The sequence below is a fragment of the Mucilaginibacter sp. genome (assembly GCF_039935595.1).
GTDB lineage: Bacteria > Bacteroidota > Bacteroidia > Sphingobacteriales > Sphingobacteriaceae > Mucilaginibacter.
The window spans coordinates 1-18,403 of record NZ_JBDTJZ010000050.1 but is presented as its reverse complement, the minus strand read 5'-3'; the positions used below and the strand labels follow the sequence as shown (position 1 = coordinate 18,403).

The following is an 18,403-nucleotide window of genomic DNA, read 5'->3' as shown; positions in this document are numbered from 1 at the left end:
CCATTTTGATAGCTTGTTGTATATTTATGCCAACTCTATTTTAGAAGCTTTTTTAACATTTACCGGTTGTGGTACTTTTACGTAATAGCCGGTGCCGTCATAAATACGCTTGCGCGGATGTTGTTTGCAGGTATCGCTACAGCAGCCATCCATGGCGGTGCCGCACTCGTCGCATTGGGTAAAATGCTCATTGCACTCGGGGTTGGCGCAGTTTATCATTTTATCGGTGGTTTTACCGCAATTATAACAGGTGGATATGGTTACGGGATTAACGCTGTTTACCTCAACAGATAAGCGGTTATCAAACACATAACATTTGCCTTCAAAATCCTCTCCGCCTGCTTCCTTGCCGTATTTGATGATGCCGCCATGTAGTTGGTACACATCGCTAAAACCCTCGTGCAGTAACAGGGCCGATGCTTTTTCGCATTTAATACCACCGGTGCAATACGTAATAACTTTTTTATCCTTGTATTGCGCCAGCTCATTGATCATATCCGGGAAATCCCTAAAATTCTCAATATCCAGCGTTACCGCGTTTTTAAACTTGCCCAGATTATGCTCGTAGTTGGAGCGTACATCCAGTATCACCACATCTTCGGCGTCCTTCATCGCCAAAAATTCTTTTGGTTCCAGATGCTTGCCTGTTTTTTGCTGCGGATTGATAATGTTAGGGTCGCGCAGGCCGGAGTGTACTATCTCGTCCTTATAACGCACGTGCATTTTTACAAATGATGGCGTATCTACCTCGTCAACCTTAAAATCAATTTGGGCAAAACGCGGGTCGGCATGTAAGGTATCCATATAGGTTTTGCAGTCTTCGGCTGCGCCGGATACTGTACCGTTAAGCCCCTCGGTAGCCACAATAATGCGCCCCGTAAGGTTCAAACTTTTACAAAATTTTAAATGATCGGCAGCAAATTGCTCCGCATCCGCTATTGTTGAGTAACAATAGTAAAGTAAGGTATTGTATTTCATAACTACATTGATACCGCTGCAAACGGTGTTAAATGAAGGGCAAATATAAGTTTTTGAGCTTAAAGCTGAAAGAATAAAGCTAAAAGCAAAAAAGCTTTCAGCATTCGGCTTTTAGCTTTTAGCTTAACGAAGCCCGTAAAATATCCTGAAACCCTGCAAATATTTTTGATTGCCCGCGTAGGATACGCCATAATCAATACGGAATATTAAACGCTGCAGACCCACATAAAATTCAGAGTAATTTTCATTATTACGTTCGGTTAAATAGTTGGCGCCAATTATTTCTTCCAGCTTTAGCTTGCGCAAAAAGGGTACTCGTCTTAATATTGATCCCGAAAAATTATGCTGTATGTGCGCCTCTACGTATTGGTCATTGGCACTGTAAGTATAAAATGGTAAAAAATGGAAACTGCCCACATAGGTAGGGTCAAACGTGGTACCCTGGTTGCCTAAAAAGTGGTTATAATCCATAAAATACAAGGTATTATGATTAAAAAATTTACCTGCCGAAATTTTGAACGAAGTAAAACCGGATAGGCCAATAGGTATTTTATCCTGTGAGATATCAACCGAAGCAAAATCATAATCAACATCCGACCCAAAGACGTTATTTACCCCCTTGCGATAGTTAACTGTAAGCGTAGGATATTTTGAAGGCAGATAAATTTTACCGGTTGGTCGGGTTATATACTGCTGATCAAAGGTGAATTTTACCGAGGTGTTAAAAGTTAATGCATTATGCTTTGGAAATAATAAAGATTGATCATTAGCAGGGGCATCGGGCATTAAAGGGTTATTAGAGGTGTATTCTTTATTTGGTGTATCAAAAATATGGTTATACGATATATTATAAAGTTGTGTACGGGTAGCGTACGATAACGAGGCCGTCCACAAAACGCCGTTGGATAGTTCACGCTGGTATCCAACACTGCCAAATTGCGAGCGGTAATATTTTACGTAGTTGTTTTCGCTCAATAAGGTACTCAGGGTATTAAAGTATAATGACCGTGTACCTACGTTATTTAAATCGAGCACATCGCTGCCAAAATCAGCAAAAAACTTTCCGGAGTGTGCCGGATCATACGTGTACGATGAATGTACGTTGGCACTAAATAGCTTGTTGGCAAAACCATAACGCAGTGCAGGCGTAATACTAAAGTTGCGGTAATCGTCAAAGGTTTTAGAGTAACGTGCCTTGAGGTTAACACCCCATCCCTCAACCGTATTATAATAAATGGTTTGCAAAAACGGATAAACATATAGCGAGTCTTTATTGTCGCGGCTAGTTGCGGTGTAACCAGTAACCAGGTACGGCAAAACATCCAGATCATTTTTTTCTTTCTGTAAAGAGTCAATATACCTTTCTGATTTTTGCACCACCGCTATGCTGTCTTTTTTTCGATAATCAATAGTTTCCTGCGGGGTTAACGGTACCGGGCGAATACCCGCCCAATAGCTTGCCGGTTTAATGTTTGACGCGGTATCAATTCTTAAAACCTCGCCATTAAAATAACCCGGCGGTGCATTAATATCAAATTGATAATTGTTATAAATACCCAGGTAATAGCCCTCAAATTTAAACCCAAATACGTTGCCGCTATAATCATAATGAATAGAGGCGGGCATCCATATATTGTCTTTTACAGGCACATATTGCTGACTTATGCGGATGGTATCAACCAGGTTAAGTGCGTTGGTTGTGCTATTCAGCGTTAAATCCACACTGTATATGCGCCAGTCGCCATCCAATATATAAATATAGCCTTGAAAGGCCGGGTCATGTTTATGACGGGGGGTTAGTTCAATTTTATCTATTGTGTGTCCGTTCTCCGTGGTTTTGCCCACCAAACGGAAACGGTAAAACCTGAATGCGTTATTAGCAATGGGCGATATAAAGCCACGACTGCTTAACCCTTCAATAAAAAACCGGTTTTTATAAAAGTTAGCTTGCAGGTCAGACGCCTTATTATAGCTGAATGTTGGGGTAATACCGGCCACTTTTGAAGCAACAGTAACCTCTTTTACCTTATCTGGCTGCTCAAAACTAAAGTTAGATACCGATTCGGATTGGTATAAAATTCCCTTGCCATTGCTGTCAAGGTCAAGCACTTTAGCTACGCCGCTTTTTAATAACGATTTTGGTGCGCTGGTAAGCCGCTGCACTCCTTTTACATATACAGTTGACGAGTAGTTTTTTACCTCGTGTAAATAATACTTGCGTTTGGCAATAACCTTCCGCATAATATTTGCGGCGGCGGTATCGCGCCCGCGCTTCTCATTTACAGCAACTTCATTAAGCGTGAATATTTCATTCTGCATCTGCACATTGTGCTGTTCATCATGGTCAGTTATGGTGACATGATCAATCTGTTCCGTGTAACCCACAAAGCGGTATACCACCTCATAATTACCGGGGTTTAATTTAAACTGATAAAGCCCGTTTTCGTTACTGGTGGTGCCATAAGTAGAGTTACGTATATATACCGATACAAACCCTATTGGGTTGTTTTTTTGATCGGTTATGCGACCGGATAAAACAAATTGCTGCGCGGTTGCTTTAAAACTTAAAGCATTTAATGTAATTAACAGGGATAGTAAAAATTTATTCATCGCTTCACATTAAATGCTTTTTTAAGCTAAATGTTTTGATTTGGCGTTTATATTATAGTTGAATTATTGTTTACGTAAATTTGCAGCTTAAAATAATTGCCCATGTACAATACGCTACAACCTGTTTTACAACAGGAACTTGCCGAAATAAAAGAAGCCGGCCTATATAAAACCGAGCGTATCATCACTTCGCCCCAGGGTGCCGATATTACCGTGCAGGGCGGCAAACAGGTTATTAACTTTTGCGCCAATAATTACCTGGGATTATCGTCGCATCCCAAAGTAATTGAGGCGGCAAAAAAGGCGATGGATAGTCACGGTTACGGGTTGTCGTCGGTTAGGTTTATTTGTGGTACACAGGATATACATAAAGAGCTGGAAAGAAAGCTATCCGAGTTTTTAGGGACTGAGGACACTATTTTATATGCCGCCGCTTTTGATGCCAACGGCGGGGTATTTGAGCCGCTGTTTAATGAGCAGGATGCCATTATATCTGACGAGTTGAACCATGCCAGTATTATTGATGGTGTGCGCCTGTCAAAAGCGCAAAGACTGCGCTATAAGCACGATGATATGGCCGACCTGGAAGTGCAATTAAAACAAGCCGTAGGCTGTCGCCATCGTATTATTGTAACAGACGGTGCTTTCTCTATGGATGGTACCATCGCGCAGCTGGATAAAATAACAGCCCTTGCCGAAAAATATAGTGCTTTGGTGATGATCGACGAGAGCCATTGCACCGGGTTTATGGGTAAAACCGGTCGTGGTTCGCACGAGTACCATAATGTGATGGATAAAATTGACATCATTACAGGTACGTTGGGTAAGGCACTGGGCGGGGCATCCGGCGGTTTTACCTCCGGCAAGAAAGAGATCATCGACTTATTGCGCCAGCGGTCACGGCCCTATTTATTCAGTAACACCTTAGCCCCTGCCATAACTGGGGCGTCTATTACTGTGCTGGATATGCTGAAAGAATCAACCGTGTTAAAAGAAAAGCTGGAAAGTAATACCAAATACTTCCGCCAAAAAATGACCGAAGCGGGATTTGATATTAAGCCGGGTGTACACCCCATAGTGCCTGTAATGCTGTACGAGGCTGCACTGGCACAGGAGTTTGCCGCCAAAATGCTTGACGAAGGCATATATGTTATCGGGTTCTACTTCCCGGTGGTGGCAAAAGGTAAGGCGCGGATACGGGTACAAATGTCGGCCGCGCACAATGTTGCGCATTTGGATAAAGCGGTTGCCGCGTTTACTAAAGTGGGTAAAGCATTAGGGGTGATTGATTAATACGTATAGAATATTTATATTTGTACGTATAAAAATGCAAATCCTATGGAAAGTACAAAGTTAACTTTGAGTGTTAAGTCGGCGTCATTACCTTCTGTAAAAGAATATGCTAAGCGTCAACACACCAGTGTTTCAAAATTAGTTCAAGAATTCTTTGATAGTATTGTAGAAAAAGAAAAAAAAGAAGATCCTCTGTTAGAGAAATATAAGAATATGGAAATCCCACCTTGGATTAAAGATTTAACAGGTGTTTTAAAAGGAAAATATCCCGACGATATGGATTACAAGGATATGAAATATGAATATTTGAAAGATAAGCATGGCTTATAAGCGCTTATTTTTAGATAGGGATGTGCTCTTGGATGTGCTGTTGCAGAGAGAGCCTTTTTCTTTTTATAGTCAGATATTAGTATCTGAATGTGAAGATAGGAAACTCTCCCTAAATACTTCTGCCCTGGCTATAGCAAATATTCACTACATATTAAGAAAAAAAGTAGGGGCAACAACAGCGAAGAATATTGTAGGTAAACTTATTAAGGAAATAAATATTTTAACCTTTGAGCACGAGAATATTAAACAGGCATTATTAAGTCCTTTTAATGATTTTGAGGACGCTATGCAATATAATATCGCTGAAAGAGATAATTGTGAAGTTATCATTACCAGAAATATAAAAGATTACCAACAAGCAACCATACCGGTTTTAACAGCCGAACAATTTTTAAGAACGTTATAATGCAAAATAAAATAGATCAATATACTGCCGAGATAAACGCTTTTACCCCCGCTAACGCGGATGAACTGGAAGCGTTCCGCATCAAATATTTAGGTACCAAGGGATTAATTAAAGATCTTTTTGAAGATTTTAAGAGCGTTGGTCCCGAAGAAAAACGCGTGTTTGGTAAGGTGCTTAACCAGTTTAAGCAAATGGCCGAAACGAAATATGCAGAGTTAAAAGAAAGCTTTAACTCACAACCCGCAACTCAAAACTCAGAACAAGACCTTACGTTACCAGGCGATGGTTTCGCGGTTGGCTCGCGCCACCCATTATCCCTGGTGCGTAACGAGATCATTGATATATTTAAACGTTTAGGCTTTGTGGTTGCCGAAGGACCTGAGATTGAGGACGACTGGCATAACTTTTCGGCGCTTAACTTCCCCGAGGAGCATCCCGCCCGCGATATGCAGGATACCTTCTTCATCAAAAAAAATGCGGGTAAGGATGATATCGCTTTGCGTACCCATACCTCGTCGGTACAGGTGCGTATGATGGAGAATGGCAAGCCGCCGTTCCGCGCTATTATGCCGGGCAGGGTTTACCGTAACGAGGCTATATCAGCCCGTGCGCATTGCTTTTTTCATCAGGTGGAGGGATTATATATTGACGAAAATGTGTCATTTGCCGATTTAAAACAAACCCTTTACCACTTTGTGCAGGAGTTGTATGGCGAAGGTACTAAAGTGCGTTTCCGCCCGTCTTATTTCCCGTTTACCGAGCCATCTGCCGAGATGGATGTATCATGCACCATATGTAAAGGCGCAGGCTGCAATATGTGTAAATACAGCGGCTGGGTAGAGATTTTGGGCTGCGGCATGGTTGACCCTAATGTGTTGGAGAACTGCGGAATTGACAGTAATAAATACACCGGCTTTGCGTTTGGAATGGGTATTGAAAGGATAACCAACCTTAAATACGTAATTCGCGATCTGCGTTTATTCTCTGAAAACGACGAACGCTTTTTAAAGCAGTTTAAAACCGAAATTATATAAGGTAATGAAACGCATAGGTTTTTTAGCGGTGCTGGCAATGTGTTGTATGGGTTGTGCTAAAACCGGCGATTCGGTACCCAACGTAGGTGTAAATTTTGAAGCGTCGCTGTCTGATCCGCGGCTGGCTGCACTTAAAACCACCGGTGGCGCCGTAGTAATTGATGGTTACGGCGTAGCCGGGCTAATCATTTACCACAGCGTTTACGGCTATGTAGCGTACGACAGGTGCAGCAGCTATATGCCCCAAAACAAGTGCGCCGTTACGCTGGATAATCCTACCCTTACCGCTACCGACCCGTGCAGTGGCTCCAAGTTCTCGTTAACTGACGGCACGCCCGTAAAGGCCCCTGCTACGCGCTCGTTAAAGCCGTATGCGGTAAATACCAATACTTTTGAGATATTTGTATCTAACTGATACATGGAGCCAGATAAAATTAAAGATAGCATTAAGCGTGCGGCACAAGATCTGTTTCGAAAATTTGGTTACCATAAAACCAGCGTAAACGAAATAGCCAAACGCGCCAAAATTGCAAAAGCCACTATTTACAAGTATTTTGACAGTAAAGAGGCCGTTTTGCAAAGCTTGCTGATGGATTATATCCGCGTAAGCGTTGACGACCTGATACACAGTAATATCTCTGAAACGGATGAAGAGGAGCACCTCAGCATGCTGATCATGAAAACCTGCCGCTTATCCTACACCGTGTGTAATGAATTTATAGGCTGGGACTTCATCCGCGAAAGCACCAACTCGCAGGATTTTTTAAAAAAGCTGAGTAACGAGCTGGAAGAAATGCTGGTACTATCATTTACCCGCCTCAACGGCATCCGCAAGCACGAGGCGCACCAGCAGCGTATGCGTTTCCTCATCAAATGCAGCAAAAGCATTGTGTTCAGCTTCGCGTTCACCTCCGTGTCCGATTCTGACGTACGTAAAAACTTTGTATCCTTCCAAAAAGAGATCTTACCTTATTTGGTAAAAGCGGCGATTACTATTTGATTTTTATTTCGGATTTCGGATGTTCGATTTCGGATTTATTTAATTCAGCGAAATTGCGTCCGTCATTATATAATCTGGTTAGGCATTATTTATTAGGTGAATAAAAACAATAGAGAGTACACAAACAACTAATCCACTTACTATAAAAGCCACTGTTAATCTTTTACCCTTCTTATCTGAAATATTAGATTTTAAATATCTTTCCTTAATGTCATTGTATCTTCCTTTGTTGATATAGATATATTGAAACAATTGAATTATAACCAGTGCAATAACCATAAAAACCCAAATAGGTACTTGCGATTTAAAAGATTTAGTTATAAAATATTCTATCAATATGCTTAAACTATAAACATATAGCGATGACGAAATGCCCAAAACATAAGAGGCTTGTTGAGGTGGATTTCTAAATTGGTTTGTAGTAGCCTTTGAATACCACAGTGTTGAATAGTAAAATAAAAAGTCAAATAACTCCATATCCGTTATTTAATAAGCTTGATAGATTATGATTTAAATTTATAAAACTTATCTAATAAACAGCATTTTGTCATTGCCGAAATACTGGCAATGGACTGTCATCCTGAGCTTCGTCGAAGGATGCGTGCGAAGGCCTACCCGCTATGGTTCGACGGAGCTCACCATGACAACGCACTTATTACGCAAGGTGTCAGCAGAAAAGCTTCGGGCGAAATCAGGTAAAACGATGGTGGGTTGTGTGGCTGCAGGGCATCGCAAATATTTGCAGAAGCAAGGGCCCCGTGGGTAAGCGCAAGCGGGGGCAACTGTTTGCCGCCCAGGTTTTCCCTGATTTGCAGCGCAAAGGCCCCGCGCGCAAAGAAGCCTCTCTGCTGACTTGATCTTTTGGTTACTTTTGGATCAAGCCAAAAGTAACAGCCCTTCCCGCGGCGAATGAGCGGGCCGATGTTATACACTGGGCATACACTTGTCTGCGAAGCAAAAACGCGTGCGATTATTGATTCTATAATTTGTTTTTTAATGGTATCAATGAGCTCGTTACGCTCGGTTGTCCACACCCGCTCTTAAGCCGCGCACTTCCCGCTCGCAATGACAAAAGGGTAGTCTTCACAATGACGTGTGGTAAAAATGCCTATCTTTATTTTATGAGAAAAATGTTATTTACGCTATTGCTAACATCGGCTTTTATAAGCAGCAGGGCACAGCATATTGCCAAGCCACACCCGGTTATAATGGTCGACTCGGTACAAATGGATTATAATACCCTGGCGCTGATGGATCCGCAGGAAATTAATTCAATGAATATTCCTCATGATCCAAAATATCCCGATGGTATAATTTATATAACCCTAAAAGACCATAGCACGCTTCAAACTTTATTAATGAGTAAAAGGCTCTCCTTACAAAACCTGGCTGATAAGTATATAGCAAAAGCGGACAAAGGCAAACCTATTATTTATATGCTAAATGGCACCTTGATTACCGATACTGCAAACGTGAGGGTTTTGGCCGAACGTTATTATAATGTACAGGTTACCAAAGCCAGCGAAATGCCTTATTTTAAAAAAGCATTTCCAAATATGTTACTGTTAAAGGTTTCAACTCATCGCAGCATAACCATCAGGGGTGATAATAATTTACCTTTGGTTGATGCTCAATAAAGTTTGGGGTTATCGGTAGTATCAATTTCAACTTGCAGTTAGCTTTACTATTGCCCATATTTGCCCTTCATTCACTCAATCACTAATTCACTCATTCACTAATTAAATGGACGAGAAGATCATATTTTCAATGGCCGGGGTAAGTAAGGTTTATCCGCCGCAAAAAACCGTATTAAAAAACATTTACCTGTCGTTTTTTTATGGCGCCAAAATTGGCGTTATAGGTTTAAATGGTTCGGGTAAATCATCGCTGCTAAAGATTATTGCCGGGATTGATAAAACCAATATTGGCGAGGTGGTGTTTTCGCCGGGCTATACCGTGGGCTACCTGAGCCAGGAGCCCGAGCTTGACCCCAATAAAACCGTACGCGAGGTGGTAGAAGAAGGCGTTGCTGAAACCACCGCCCTGCTCAAAGAATACGAAGAGATAAACGAAAAATTCGGTCTGGAAGAATACTACGGCGATGCCGATAAAATGGATAAGCTGATGACCCGCCAGGGTGAGCTTCAGGACCAGATAGATGCCGTAAACGCCTGGGAGCTGGATACCAAACTGGAGCGCGCCATGGATGCCCTGCGTTGCCCGGAACCTGATACTAAAATAGATGTACTATCAGGCGGTGAGCGCCGCAGGGTGGCTTTATGCCGCTTGTTATTGCAAGAGCCTGATGTATTGTTACTGGATGAGCCTACCAACCACCTGGATGCCGAATCTATTGATTGGCTGGAGCAACATTTAAAACAATATAAAGGCACCGTTATAGCCGTAACGCACGACAGGTATTTCCTGGATAACGTAGCCGGCTGGATATTGGAATTGGACAGGGGTGAGGGTATACCATGGAAGGGCAACTACTCGTCATGGTTGGACCAGAAAGCCAAACGCCTTGCTCAGGAAGAAAAAAGCGAAACCAAACGCCAAAAAACCCTGGAGCGCGAGCTGGAATGGGTACGCATGGGGCCAAAGGGCCGTCACGCCAAATCAAAAGCGCGTTTGGGTAATTATGAAAAACTGGCCTCCGAAGAAACTAAGGAACGCGAAGAAAAGCTGGAGCTGTTTATTCCGCCGGGCCCGCGTTTGGGCAACGTGGTTATTGAGGCCAATGGCGTTAGCAAGAGCTACGGCGATAAATTATTATTTGATAACCTGAGCTTCAGCCTGCCGCCTGCGGGTATAGTAGGCATTATTGGTCCGAATGGCGCGGGCAAAACAACCTTGTTCCGCCTGATAACCGGGCAGGAGCAACCCGATGCCGGAACCTTCCGCGTGGGCGATACCGTAAAACTTGGCTATGTTGACCAAATGCACGACGACCTTGACCCTAACAAATCGGTTTGGGAAAACGTAACCGGCGGGTTAGAAAATATTATGGTGGGCAACCGCCCTATAAACTCGCGGGCCTATGTATCGCGGTTTAACTTTAACGGTGCCGATCAGCAAAAGAAAGTGGGTGTACTATCAGGCGGCGAGCGTAACCGCGTGCACCTGTCTATCACCCTAAAAAAAGGGAGCAATGTGCTGCTGCTGGATGAGCCTACCAACGATATTGACGTAAATACCCTGCGCGCGCTGGAAGAAGCTTTGGACGACTTTGGCGGCTGTGCGGTAGTCATCAGTCACGACCGCTGGTTTTTGGACCGTATTTGTACGCATATCCTGGCGTTTGAAGGCAACTCGCAGGTTTATTTCTTTGAAGGTAACTACTCCGATTACGAAGAGAACCGCAAAAAACGTTTAGGTGATATTGGCCCGAAAAGGATAAAGTACAGGAAGCTGACGGTGTAAGCAGCTTTAGTAAGAGGCTTGAGGTATAAAACTTCAGGCCTTTTTATTTTGGCCATTTAGCGTAATCCATCCTGTTGTCTATCATGCCAATCACTAAAATTTCATTATTGATAATCGTATAAAAAACCGATAGCTGTTTACTTAAAACGGCCCGACGAACCTCTTGGTTTTTTGTACTTAATGGATATATTTCAGGAAAAGTAGAAACAGTTTTTTCAAAGCTTGTAAGCATTTTATAAAATTATCTACTTCTCTTTGCGTAAATTTTATAAGAATAAAGTTTTTAATAGATAAAGAATTTGCGTTTGCCCGATCAGTATAAATTACCGACAACATTTCTTCATTCACTTTTCAATCTTTTCCAAAATTCAGCAGAAGACATAGTTCGGCCTTCTTGCGCGTCCTTCAATCCCTCATTAATGTTTTCTTGTTGAGATTCGGAAAGTTCATCCCACCAATCAGTATTTGTTTTGGAGTTTTTTAGGCTTTCTAAAAAAGCTAGCATATTGGTGTCTGATAGCTGTTCAATCCAGGCTATCAAATTAGTTTTGGTTTGTTTGATTTCTGCTACCGACATATAAAAATTCCTTTAATAAAATTTAAACATTTTACGTCAAATAAACCGAATCCTCTTCGCCATCCTGGTTAAGCACCACTTCAATATGATCTTTGATGATGGTAGATAGCGCGATGCCCGCGTAGTCTGTTTTTATAGGGAAACTTTTATGGTTACGGTCAATCAATACCACGGTGCGCAGCTTTTTTAGCGGCGCGTTCATAAACACCCCGAAGCCATAGGCCAGGGCCTTGCCGCTGTTTAGCACATCATCAACCAAAATAACAACCTTGTTATTGCACTCGTTAATGTCGAAATCATATTTGGCGTTTAGGCTGGTGCTGTTACGGTCTACATCTATGGTTAACAGCTTGCTTTTAAACGGGGCTATCTTATCTAAAATATCCTTTAGTCGGGTGGCTATATGGGTGCCGCGCGGCAGCATACCGGCAATTAAAATTTCCTTCTCATCAAAATTATCTTCCAGTATCTGGTAGGCAATACGGTCAATCTTTTGCTGTATTTGCTGCTGATTTAGTATAAGGAGTTTTTTATGGGACATAACAATCAATTAAAGTTCCCCTCTTGGGAGGGGGCGCGTTGACTGGTGAAGTGGCAGGGGTGGGTTTGATTTTTATAACACACCCCTACACCCCTCTCAAGAGGGGAACCGCACTTGGCCAATGCTTTGTAAATATATTAAATTCCTCACCCCTTACCATACGGCACAAAAACAAAATTTGCACCCTCGGGGGTAACTACAAAAACACAGATAAAGTTATTGGGGTCCCTGTAGGTATCTTCAAAGCGTTGTTTAAGTTCTTTTTTGATGACACCGCGCTCCAAAAATTCTTCCAGAGTGCTGGCGTGTATGCTCCAGGTGCTGTTCAGGTCGTGGCGGTCAAGTATCAGCTCGCCCAGGGCAAGTTCATGCTGATGGGCGATGAATATAGGGTACTCTGATAGTCCCTCCACCCGTATCTCCATGGCCACCTCGCGGATGGATTCCTCAAAAAATTTCAGGTCCTTCTCCAAACTCAACAGCGGACTCTCCTGCTGTGGCTGGCCATCCCGGTTGTTTCCTTCGTTTAATAGTTCTTCAGGTTGCATAAATCTTTATTTGTCTGAACCTTGATTTTTAAGATTAAAGGATTACTTGATTCCGATCTGCAATTATAATCATGGCCATCATCAAATCCTAAAAATCATGGTTCAGACGGCTAACTCCAATAGCACCACATTCTCCACATGCTGTGTATGCGGAAACATATCTACCGGCTGTATCTTAACCGTGTTGTATTTCTCTTTCAGTGCCAGCAAGTCGCGTGCCTGTGTGGCGGCGTTACAGCTTACGTACACAATTTTTTTAGCTTCTATCTCCATCAGCCTTGCCACCACATCAGGGTGCATACCCGCGCGGGGCGGATCGGTTATGATCACATCCGGCTTGCCATGCTCGGTCACAAAATCAGCCGACAGCACATCCTTCATATCCCCGGCAAAGAATTTGGTATTGGTTATATTGTTGATGGCGCTGTTAATTTTGGCATCCTCAATGGCGCTGGGTACATACTCAACCCCAACCACCTGGCGCACGCTGCCCGCAATAAAGTTGGCAATAGTGCCCGCGCCGGTATACAGGTCGTACACCAGTTCGTTGCCGGTAAAGCCGGCAAAGTCGCGGGTAATTTCATACAGGCGCTGGGCCTGCACGCTGTTGGTTTGGTAAAACGATTTTGGGCCTATCCTAAAGCGTATGCCGTCCATCTCCTCGTGTATAAACTCCGGCCCTTTATAGGCCACTACCTCCTGGTCAAATATGGTATCGTTCTTCTTTTCGTTTACAATATACAGCAGCGACGTTATCTCCGGGAAACCGCCGGCAATAAAATCCATCAGCTTCACTATCTCCTCGCGGGTGGGGTAGGCAAACACTACAATCACCATGATCTCGCCGGTGCTGCTGGTACGTATCACCAGGTTACGCAGGGCGCCGGTATGCGCGCGCAGGTCGTAATAGGTGTAGCCGTTTTGTTTGGCAAACTCATTAATGCGGTTGCGCAGCTCGTTGCTGGGGTCGGCTTGCAGGTAGCAGTGGTGTACATCCAGTATCTTATCAAACCTGCCGGGAATGTGGAAGCCCAGCGCGTTCATATTCAGTTCCTCGTTATCTCTGCTCTCGCCATCATATAGCCAGCGTTTGTTGCTAAAGGTAAACTCCAGCTTGTTGCGGTAATATCTGTCGGCGGGCGAGGCTACTATAGTCAGCATACCCTCCACGTCAATTTTAGCTAAACGGCTCAACGCGTCGGCTACGGTTTTTTGTTTAAACTGCAGTTGGGCGGCATACGTCATGTGTTGCCATTTGCAGCCGCCGCAGGTGCCAAAATGCTCGCAGAACGGCTCCGCACGGTGCGCCGACGGTTGTTTCAATTTAATTATTTTGGCTTCGCCGAAGTTTTTCTTGCTGCGGTACACTTGTACGTCGACTACATCGCCGGGCACGGCTTTCTCTACAAATAGCACGTACTCGTCTACTTTGCCCACGCCCTTGCCTTCTTCGGCAATGTCAATTATGGCTACGTCCTCAAAAACCTGGTTATAGGGTATTTTGCTCATTGTAGCAAAGGTAATAGTTTTAGGTTGGAGTAATATCGAATAATGAATGTTGAATATCGAATATCGAACCTTCATTATTCGTCATTCGATATTCGGTGTTCGATATTAAGATAACACACATGATTATTGGATTTCGCTGATTTGACACAAGGCATTAGGCGCAGGGCCGGTACACGCTGCCATCGCTAACGCGGCCAACGCTCAAAACCGCGCGTCATTGCGAACGACAGCGTGGCAATCTCTACACGATAGGTCGCGGTTTACCTGGCGTGTAGAGATTGCCACGTCGTTTCACTCCTCGCAATGACGCTTTATTATTTGTTCGTTTTGTCCGTCCGTTCGGAGATAAGGGTGGGGTGTCCGCTTTGATAGGTCACACGCGATACGCGTGCGCCAGCAGGGGGAAAATCATTTAAATATTTATTAATAGACATTAGTATATTAGTAATCTTAACCAATTACATGAATCAAGTAGAGGATACTAATGAACATAATGGCTATGTGTTGTACTGTAAAAGTAAAAATATGCCAGTTGCGATAGGAGTTGTCTCTTGTGATTTTAGACGGAAAGCTATTTCTGATTCTATACCTAGTTTCTTAAAGGATTGTTTGATTCAAATCGAAGATAAAAGATTTTATAACCATAAGGGCATTGACTTTAAAAGTGTTCTTAGAGCCTTTAACGAAAATTTTAGAGCAAGAAAAATAGTCCAAGGAGGCAGTACAATTACCCAACAACTTGCCAGGAATTTAAAATATAATAACAAACGAAATTTGTATAAAAAATTAGGCGAAGCATATAGTGCTATTAGGTTGGAAATTAACCATTCAAAAGATGAAATATTGGATCTTTATTTTAATAATATTTACTTTGGTAATAACTTATATGGAATTCGTTCAGCAAGCCTTTATTACTTTTTAAAGGAACCATATAAATTAACGCATTCAGAACAACTAGTCCTACTTACGTTATTACGAGGGCCCAATCTATATACAAATCGATTAGATTGTGCCGAAGCACGATTTAAAGTTTTAAATAATTTACTTAGAGAACGAAAAGCTATTTCTATAAAAAATCACAAAAGAAATTCATCTTATAAGATAAAATTAGAAGCCAACTTCTTAGAAGTGTTTGACAACAAATGTATACCATATTTAAGTGAGGATATTAATCATAATAAAAAGATCATTAATACCACTTTAGATGTATCCCTACAAAATGAATTAAATCAATGGGTAAAAAATTCCAAATATCCTGTTTCAATCATTTGCATTGAAAAAGGGAAAGTGGTTGCCGCTTCAAGTACATATGGAAGCTCACATTTATTTTCTTTTAAAACAAATGTCGGTTCAACATTAAAACCTTTTATATATACTTTTTTAAGAAATAACCAATTTACATTTGATCAACTAATAAATACCGATAATAATAATAATATAGGATGGAGTGTGCGTGAAGCAACATTAACTGGCGCACATTTAACCCTAGCTCAAGCATTATTTTTATCTAATAATAATGCTTTTATCAATGCTTGTTTTGATTCGGACTTAGAAAATTTATATTCGTATTTATCACTAATACTACAAAAAGACAAAGAAGAATTTTTACCCTCGAGTATACTTGGAGCAACAAAATCTGGCATTACACTTTATGAATTAGCTAGATGCTATTATAATTTTTTTTGTGCTTCTGAAAAATCCACTATCGTTTTAGAATGTTTAAACATTCTAAATAAAATTGCTGTAGATCGTTTAGATATTGATAATGTATTTTTAAAAACGGGCACTACCAATGATAACAAAGAACGTTTTGCGGTATTTGGTAATTCAGACAAGGTATTTGCAGTTCTAAGAGGGGATAATTTAATTAACGATACTTCTAAGGAAGGGAATTTTATTAGTTCAATTAAAAAAATTTCCCAGAGTTTATTCGGAATAAATAATTCATACAAATGGAATCGATAGAGCAATTTATAAAAGGAATTGATGAAAATATTCTCGGAATATTAATAACGAGCCTAATAGCTTTTATTTCATGGCTGGCAAAGGGCCTTATCGAAACACCCCTTTTGGCTTCAAAAGAGGTGTTTTATAAATTTTTAGAAAGAAGAATAGAACTTTTGTCAGAACTAAAAGTAAGACTATCGTTAATTGCTTACTTTCCTCTTGATGATGGGAACGAATTTAAAGAACAAATACAAAGTATTTTATTAAAAGATGGCAAGGCTGCATATTTAGATAACGATATGCTAAATGCTATATTAAAAATATCAATCGATCCTAATTCCGACGAACAGTTGATATTGGGCACAATAAAACACATTGATGAAGATTTAAAATTACAGATAGGTAAAATTCAAGAATCAAATCAATTTTTTAACAAATATTCTAACACGCAGCCCTCTAAAAGAATAGTGAGCTTTTTATTGTTAACGTTATCCTACCTCTTTACAATTGGAGCCATATTTATATTTATTATATTATTCATCAGATTTATAGTATTTGGAAATGTTTTTATCCAAATTATCTCATCAATTGTTGCTTTATCAATATTATATGCATTGAATAAATGGATTACTAAATAATCATAATTTTATTATGTCTGCACTAACAAAAATTAATAAATTGATTTTAAAAATGCATTTAAAATGCTTTATCATCGTTGTTTTAATGACTTTTCAAAAACAAGGCTTTTGTGAAAGTGATACCATAAAACCTGCGAAATATAAAAAAGCAAGTCCCGTTAAAATTGTTAAGGATTACGAATCAACTTATAATGCAAATTGGAAGGAATTATCAATATCAATTGGTGGTACCGTAATAGGCGGACTAATTTTAGCTATAATAATTTTTTTATATGATGAAAAAATAAATCCTAAAATTAATGTATCTGGTCGCTGGAAAGTGAATATAACAATTAGTAGTTCAGATCATAATCCTCTCATTAATCTCAGTTTAGAATATGAGTTACATTTATTACAAAAAGGCTACGAAATTATCGGCTCAGGGGAAAAAATTCGAGAAACGAGCAATCAGAAGGTATTGAATTATATTGGTGCCAACAGAGTAAGAATCGACGTAGTTGGATATTTAGAAAGAAATGTTTTAAAAAAGTCAAAATTGTTCTTAAGCACAATAGAACATGGAATGCAAAGAGAATCTAGCCTGTCTTATGATTTGATTTTTAATTCAAAAAATGAAATAACTGGGATCTTTTTTTCTACTGCAGGAAACAGTTCCGGAAATGCAAGTTTTTCAAGAATATAATCCTATCTACCCCTCATCTGGCGTGAGTATGCAGCGCCAGCCACAGCAAGGCGTACTCGTGATTTTTATACACTCATGCGTTCTTATCATATCTTTATATCCTCAACCCCATGCGCTACCAGCCACTGCACAAAGGCTTTAATATCCGCGGGGGCATAATGAATAATTTCGCCGTTTTTAAGCAATATGGTAACCAACCCGGCGGAGGCAATAAATTTGGAAAGTTGGCTGGCCTGGTAATTAAAGCCCGGGAAATTAGGTAATGGTTTCATAAACAACACCAAGATAAACATATTATTTATAAATACAACGGATTTGTTGTACAACATGTAAGTTGTTTATTATACTTATGTACTTCCAAATGGAAAAGGAAGTACTACTTAAAAAACTGGGCGAACGCATCCGCGATATACGGAAGGAGAAAGGTATAACCCAGGTACAACTGGCCCACGTCATTGGTAAGGACCAGCAATCCATTCAGCGCCTGGAAGGCGGTAATGTAAACCCGTCGCTTTACTACCTGCACCAAATAGCCACCGGACTTGATGTAAGTTTGGAGGTGATTTGCCGGGACATATAAAAAATCTCAGATGCTGCAGGGCTTTAAAAAACCAATGCGTTGGCGGCTTTGGATACCGCGGTGTTGGCGGGTGCCCACTCTTTGGCCCGTTTGCCCCAAAGCGTATATTGCTCGGTATTTTTAAGTTTATCACGGTAAAGGACAGCTAAGGTGTAGGCCATTTCTGCCTTTTTTTGCTTATCGGCAGGGTTAACTAACTCAAGGCCTTTTATATAAGCTTTGGCTACATTTTCTAAATCTCCGGCTTTGGAATAGATATTGATCAATAAAACATATAATGACATATTGTTGGGCGAGTCGGCCAAAA

At 41.0% G+C, this 18,403-nt stretch carries 22 protein-coding genes; 12 read left to right on the top strand and 10 right to left on the bottom strand.

Annotation, left to right across the window (positions count from 1 at the left end):
* Positions 1-24: 24 nt before the first annotated feature.
* On the bottom strand, positions 25-978 hold the full coding sequence (trhO, locus tag ABI367_RS02860; RefSeq protein ID WP_462228089.1) for an oxygen-dependent tRNA uridine(34) hydroxylase TrhO: 954 nt from the start codon (positions 976-978) through the stop codon (positions 25-27).
* Between the two features lie 123 nt (positions 979-1,101).
* Positions 1,102-3,588 (bottom strand): DUF5686 and carboxypeptidase regulatory-like domain-containing protein, encoded by a 2,487-nt coding sequence (locus ABI367_RS02855; protein WP_462228088.1) that lies wholly within the window; start codon positions 3,586-3,588, stop codon positions 1,102-1,104.
* A gap of 102 nt (positions 3,589-3,690) precedes the next feature.
* Here ABI367_RS02855 and kbl point away from each other — a divergent pair, with 102 nt between their 5' ends.
* From kbl to ABI367_RS02825, 6 genes are read left to right on the top strand one after another with little or no spacing between them, the layout of a single operon-like run.
* Positions 3,691-4,881: a glycine C-acetyltransferase gene (kbl, locus tag ABI367_RS02850; protein WP_462228087.1), complete on the top strand. Its 1,191-nt coding sequence runs from the start codon at positions 3,691-3,693 to the stop codon at positions 4,879-4,881.
* 45 nt (positions 4,882-4,926) lie between these two features.
* A complete protein-coding gene (locus ABI367_RS02845) occupies positions 4,927-5,211 on the top strand; it encodes a DUF6364 family protein (protein WP_462228086.1) in 285 nt (94 codons plus the stop codon).
* The gene (locus tag ABI367_RS02840) at positions 5,201-5,617 is read left to right on the top strand and encodes a PIN domain-containing protein (protein WP_462228085.1); all 417 of its coding nucleotides are present in this window, start codon (positions 5,201-5,203) and stop codon (positions 5,615-5,617) included. The genes ABI367_RS02845 and ABI367_RS02840 overlap by 11 nt, the downstream gene beginning before the upstream one ends.
* Positions 5,617-6,651, top strand: coding sequence for a phenylalanine--tRNA ligase subunit alpha (pheS, locus tag ABI367_RS02835; protein WP_462228084.1), 1,035 nt, complete (start codon positions 5,617-5,619; stop codon positions 6,649-6,651). Before ABI367_RS02840 ends, pheS begins: the two co-directional genes overlap by 1 nt.
* Before the next feature lie 4 nt (positions 6,652-6,655).
* The gene (locus ABI367_RS02830; RefSeq protein ID WP_462228083.1) at positions 6,656-7,066 is read left to right on the top strand and encodes a Rieske (2Fe-2S) protein; all 411 of its coding nucleotides are present in this window, start codon (positions 6,656-6,658) and stop codon (positions 7,064-7,066) included.
* 3 nt (positions 7,067-7,069) lie between these two features.
* Positions 7,070-7,651: a TetR/AcrR family transcriptional regulator gene (locus ABI367_RS02825; RefSeq protein WP_462228082.1), complete on the top strand. Its 582-nt coding sequence runs from the start codon at positions 7,070-7,072 to the stop codon at positions 7,649-7,651.
* A 78-nt stretch (positions 7,652-7,729) separates the two neighbouring features.
* Here ABI367_RS02825 and ABI367_RS02820 read toward each other — a convergent pair whose 3' ends face one another.
* Both ABI367_RS02820 and ABI367_RS02815 read right to left on the bottom strand, forming a co-directional pair.
* Complete coding sequence (locus ABI367_RS02820; RefSeq protein WP_462228081.1) at positions 7,730-8,128, bottom strand: hypothetical protein; 399 nt, start codon at positions 8,126-8,128, stop codon at positions 7,730-7,732.
* A gap of 158 nt (positions 8,129-8,286) precedes the next feature.
* On the bottom strand, positions 8,287-8,583 hold the full coding sequence (locus ABI367_RS02815; protein ID WP_462228080.1) for a hypothetical protein: 297 nt from the start codon (positions 8,581-8,583) through the stop codon (positions 8,287-8,289).
* Between the two features lie 189 nt (positions 8,584-8,772).
* Between ABI367_RS02815 and ABI367_RS02810 the strand changes: the two genes are divergently transcribed.
* Both ABI367_RS02810 and ettA read left to right on the top strand, forming a co-directional pair.
* A complete protein-coding gene (locus ABI367_RS02810) occupies positions 8,773-9,288 on the top strand; it encodes a hypothetical protein (RefSeq protein ID WP_462228079.1) in 516 nt (171 codons plus the stop codon).
* A gap of 106 nt (positions 9,289-9,394) precedes the next feature.
* A complete protein-coding gene (gene ettA, locus ABI367_RS02805; RefSeq protein WP_462228078.1) occupies positions 9,395-11,074 on the top strand; it encodes an energy-dependent translational throttle protein EttA in 1,680 nt (559 codons plus the stop codon).
* A gap of 340 nt (positions 11,075-11,414) precedes the next feature.
* On the opposite strand, the gene ABI367_RS02800 is transcribed toward ettA, so the two are convergent.
* The 4 genes from ABI367_RS02800 to rlmD all read right to left on the bottom strand — a co-directional run bounded on the left by ABI367_RS02800 (position 11,415) and on the right by rlmD (position 14,249).
* Positions 11,415-11,651, bottom strand: a complete 237-nt coding sequence (locus tag ABI367_RS02800; RefSeq protein WP_462228076.1) for a hypothetical protein — start codon at positions 11,649-11,651, stop codon at positions 11,415-11,417.
* A 31-nt stretch (positions 11,652-11,682) separates the two neighbouring features.
* Complete coding sequence (locus ABI367_RS02795; protein WP_462228075.1) at positions 11,683-12,192, bottom strand: phosphoribosyltransferase family protein; 510 nt, start codon at positions 12,190-12,192, stop codon at positions 11,683-11,685.
* Between the two features lie 146 nt (positions 12,193-12,338).
* The gene (locus ABI367_RS02790) at positions 12,339-12,740 is read right to left on the bottom strand and encodes a hypothetical protein (protein WP_462228074.1); all 402 of its coding nucleotides are present in this window, start codon (positions 12,738-12,740) and stop codon (positions 12,339-12,341) included.
* Positions 12,741-12,842: 102 nt separating this feature from the next.
* On the bottom strand, positions 12,843-14,249 hold the full coding sequence (gene rlmD, locus ABI367_RS02785; protein WP_462228073.1) for a 23S rRNA (uracil(1939)-C(5))-methyltransferase RlmD: 1,407 nt from the start codon (positions 14,247-14,249) through the stop codon (positions 12,843-12,845).
* A 462-nt stretch (positions 14,250-14,711) separates the two neighbouring features.
* On the opposite strand from rlmD, the gene ABI367_RS02780 reads away from it, so the two are divergent.
* Genes ABI367_RS02780 through ABI367_RS02770 form a run of 3 tightly spaced genes read left to right on the top strand, consistent with a single transcriptional unit; the run spans position 14,712 to position 17,516 of the window.
* Positions 14,712-16,214 (top strand): transglycosylase domain-containing protein, encoded by a 1,503-nt coding sequence (locus ABI367_RS02780; RefSeq protein ID WP_462228072.1) that lies wholly within the window; start codon positions 14,712-14,714, stop codon positions 16,212-16,214.
* Positions 16,202-16,834: a hypothetical protein gene (locus ABI367_RS02775; protein ID WP_462228071.1), complete on the top strand. Its 633-nt coding sequence runs from the start codon at positions 16,202-16,204 to the stop codon at positions 16,832-16,834. Before ABI367_RS02780 ends, ABI367_RS02775 begins: the two co-directional genes overlap by 13 nt.
* A 13-nt stretch (positions 16,835-16,847) precedes the next feature.
* Positions 16,848-17,516, top strand: coding sequence for a hypothetical protein (locus ABI367_RS02770; protein ID WP_462228070.1), 669 nt, complete (start codon positions 16,848-16,850; stop codon positions 17,514-17,516).
* Positions 17,517-17,602: 86 nt separating this feature from the next.
* Here the strand turns inward: ABI367_RS02770 and ABI367_RS02765 are convergent, their stop codons facing one another.
* Positions 17,603-17,788 carry a hypothetical protein gene (locus tag ABI367_RS02765; protein ID WP_462228069.1) on the bottom strand — a complete coding sequence of 62 codons (186 nt, stop codon included), beginning with the start codon at positions 17,786-17,788 and terminating at the stop codon, positions 17,603-17,605.
* 89 nt (positions 17,789-17,877) lie between these two features.
* On the opposite strand from ABI367_RS02765, the gene ABI367_RS02760 reads away from it, so the two are divergent.
* Entirely contained in the window at positions 17,878-18,096 is a 219-nt protein-coding gene (locus tag ABI367_RS02760) for a helix-turn-helix domain-containing protein (RefSeq protein ID WP_462228068.1), read from the top strand.
* A 23-nt stretch (positions 18,097-18,119) separates the two neighbouring features.
* Here ABI367_RS02760 and ABI367_RS02755 read toward each other — a convergent pair.
* Positions 18,120-18,403 (bottom strand): hypothetical protein (locus tag ABI367_RS02755; RefSeq protein WP_462228067.1); only part of this gene is annotated, 284 nt, incomplete at its 5' end.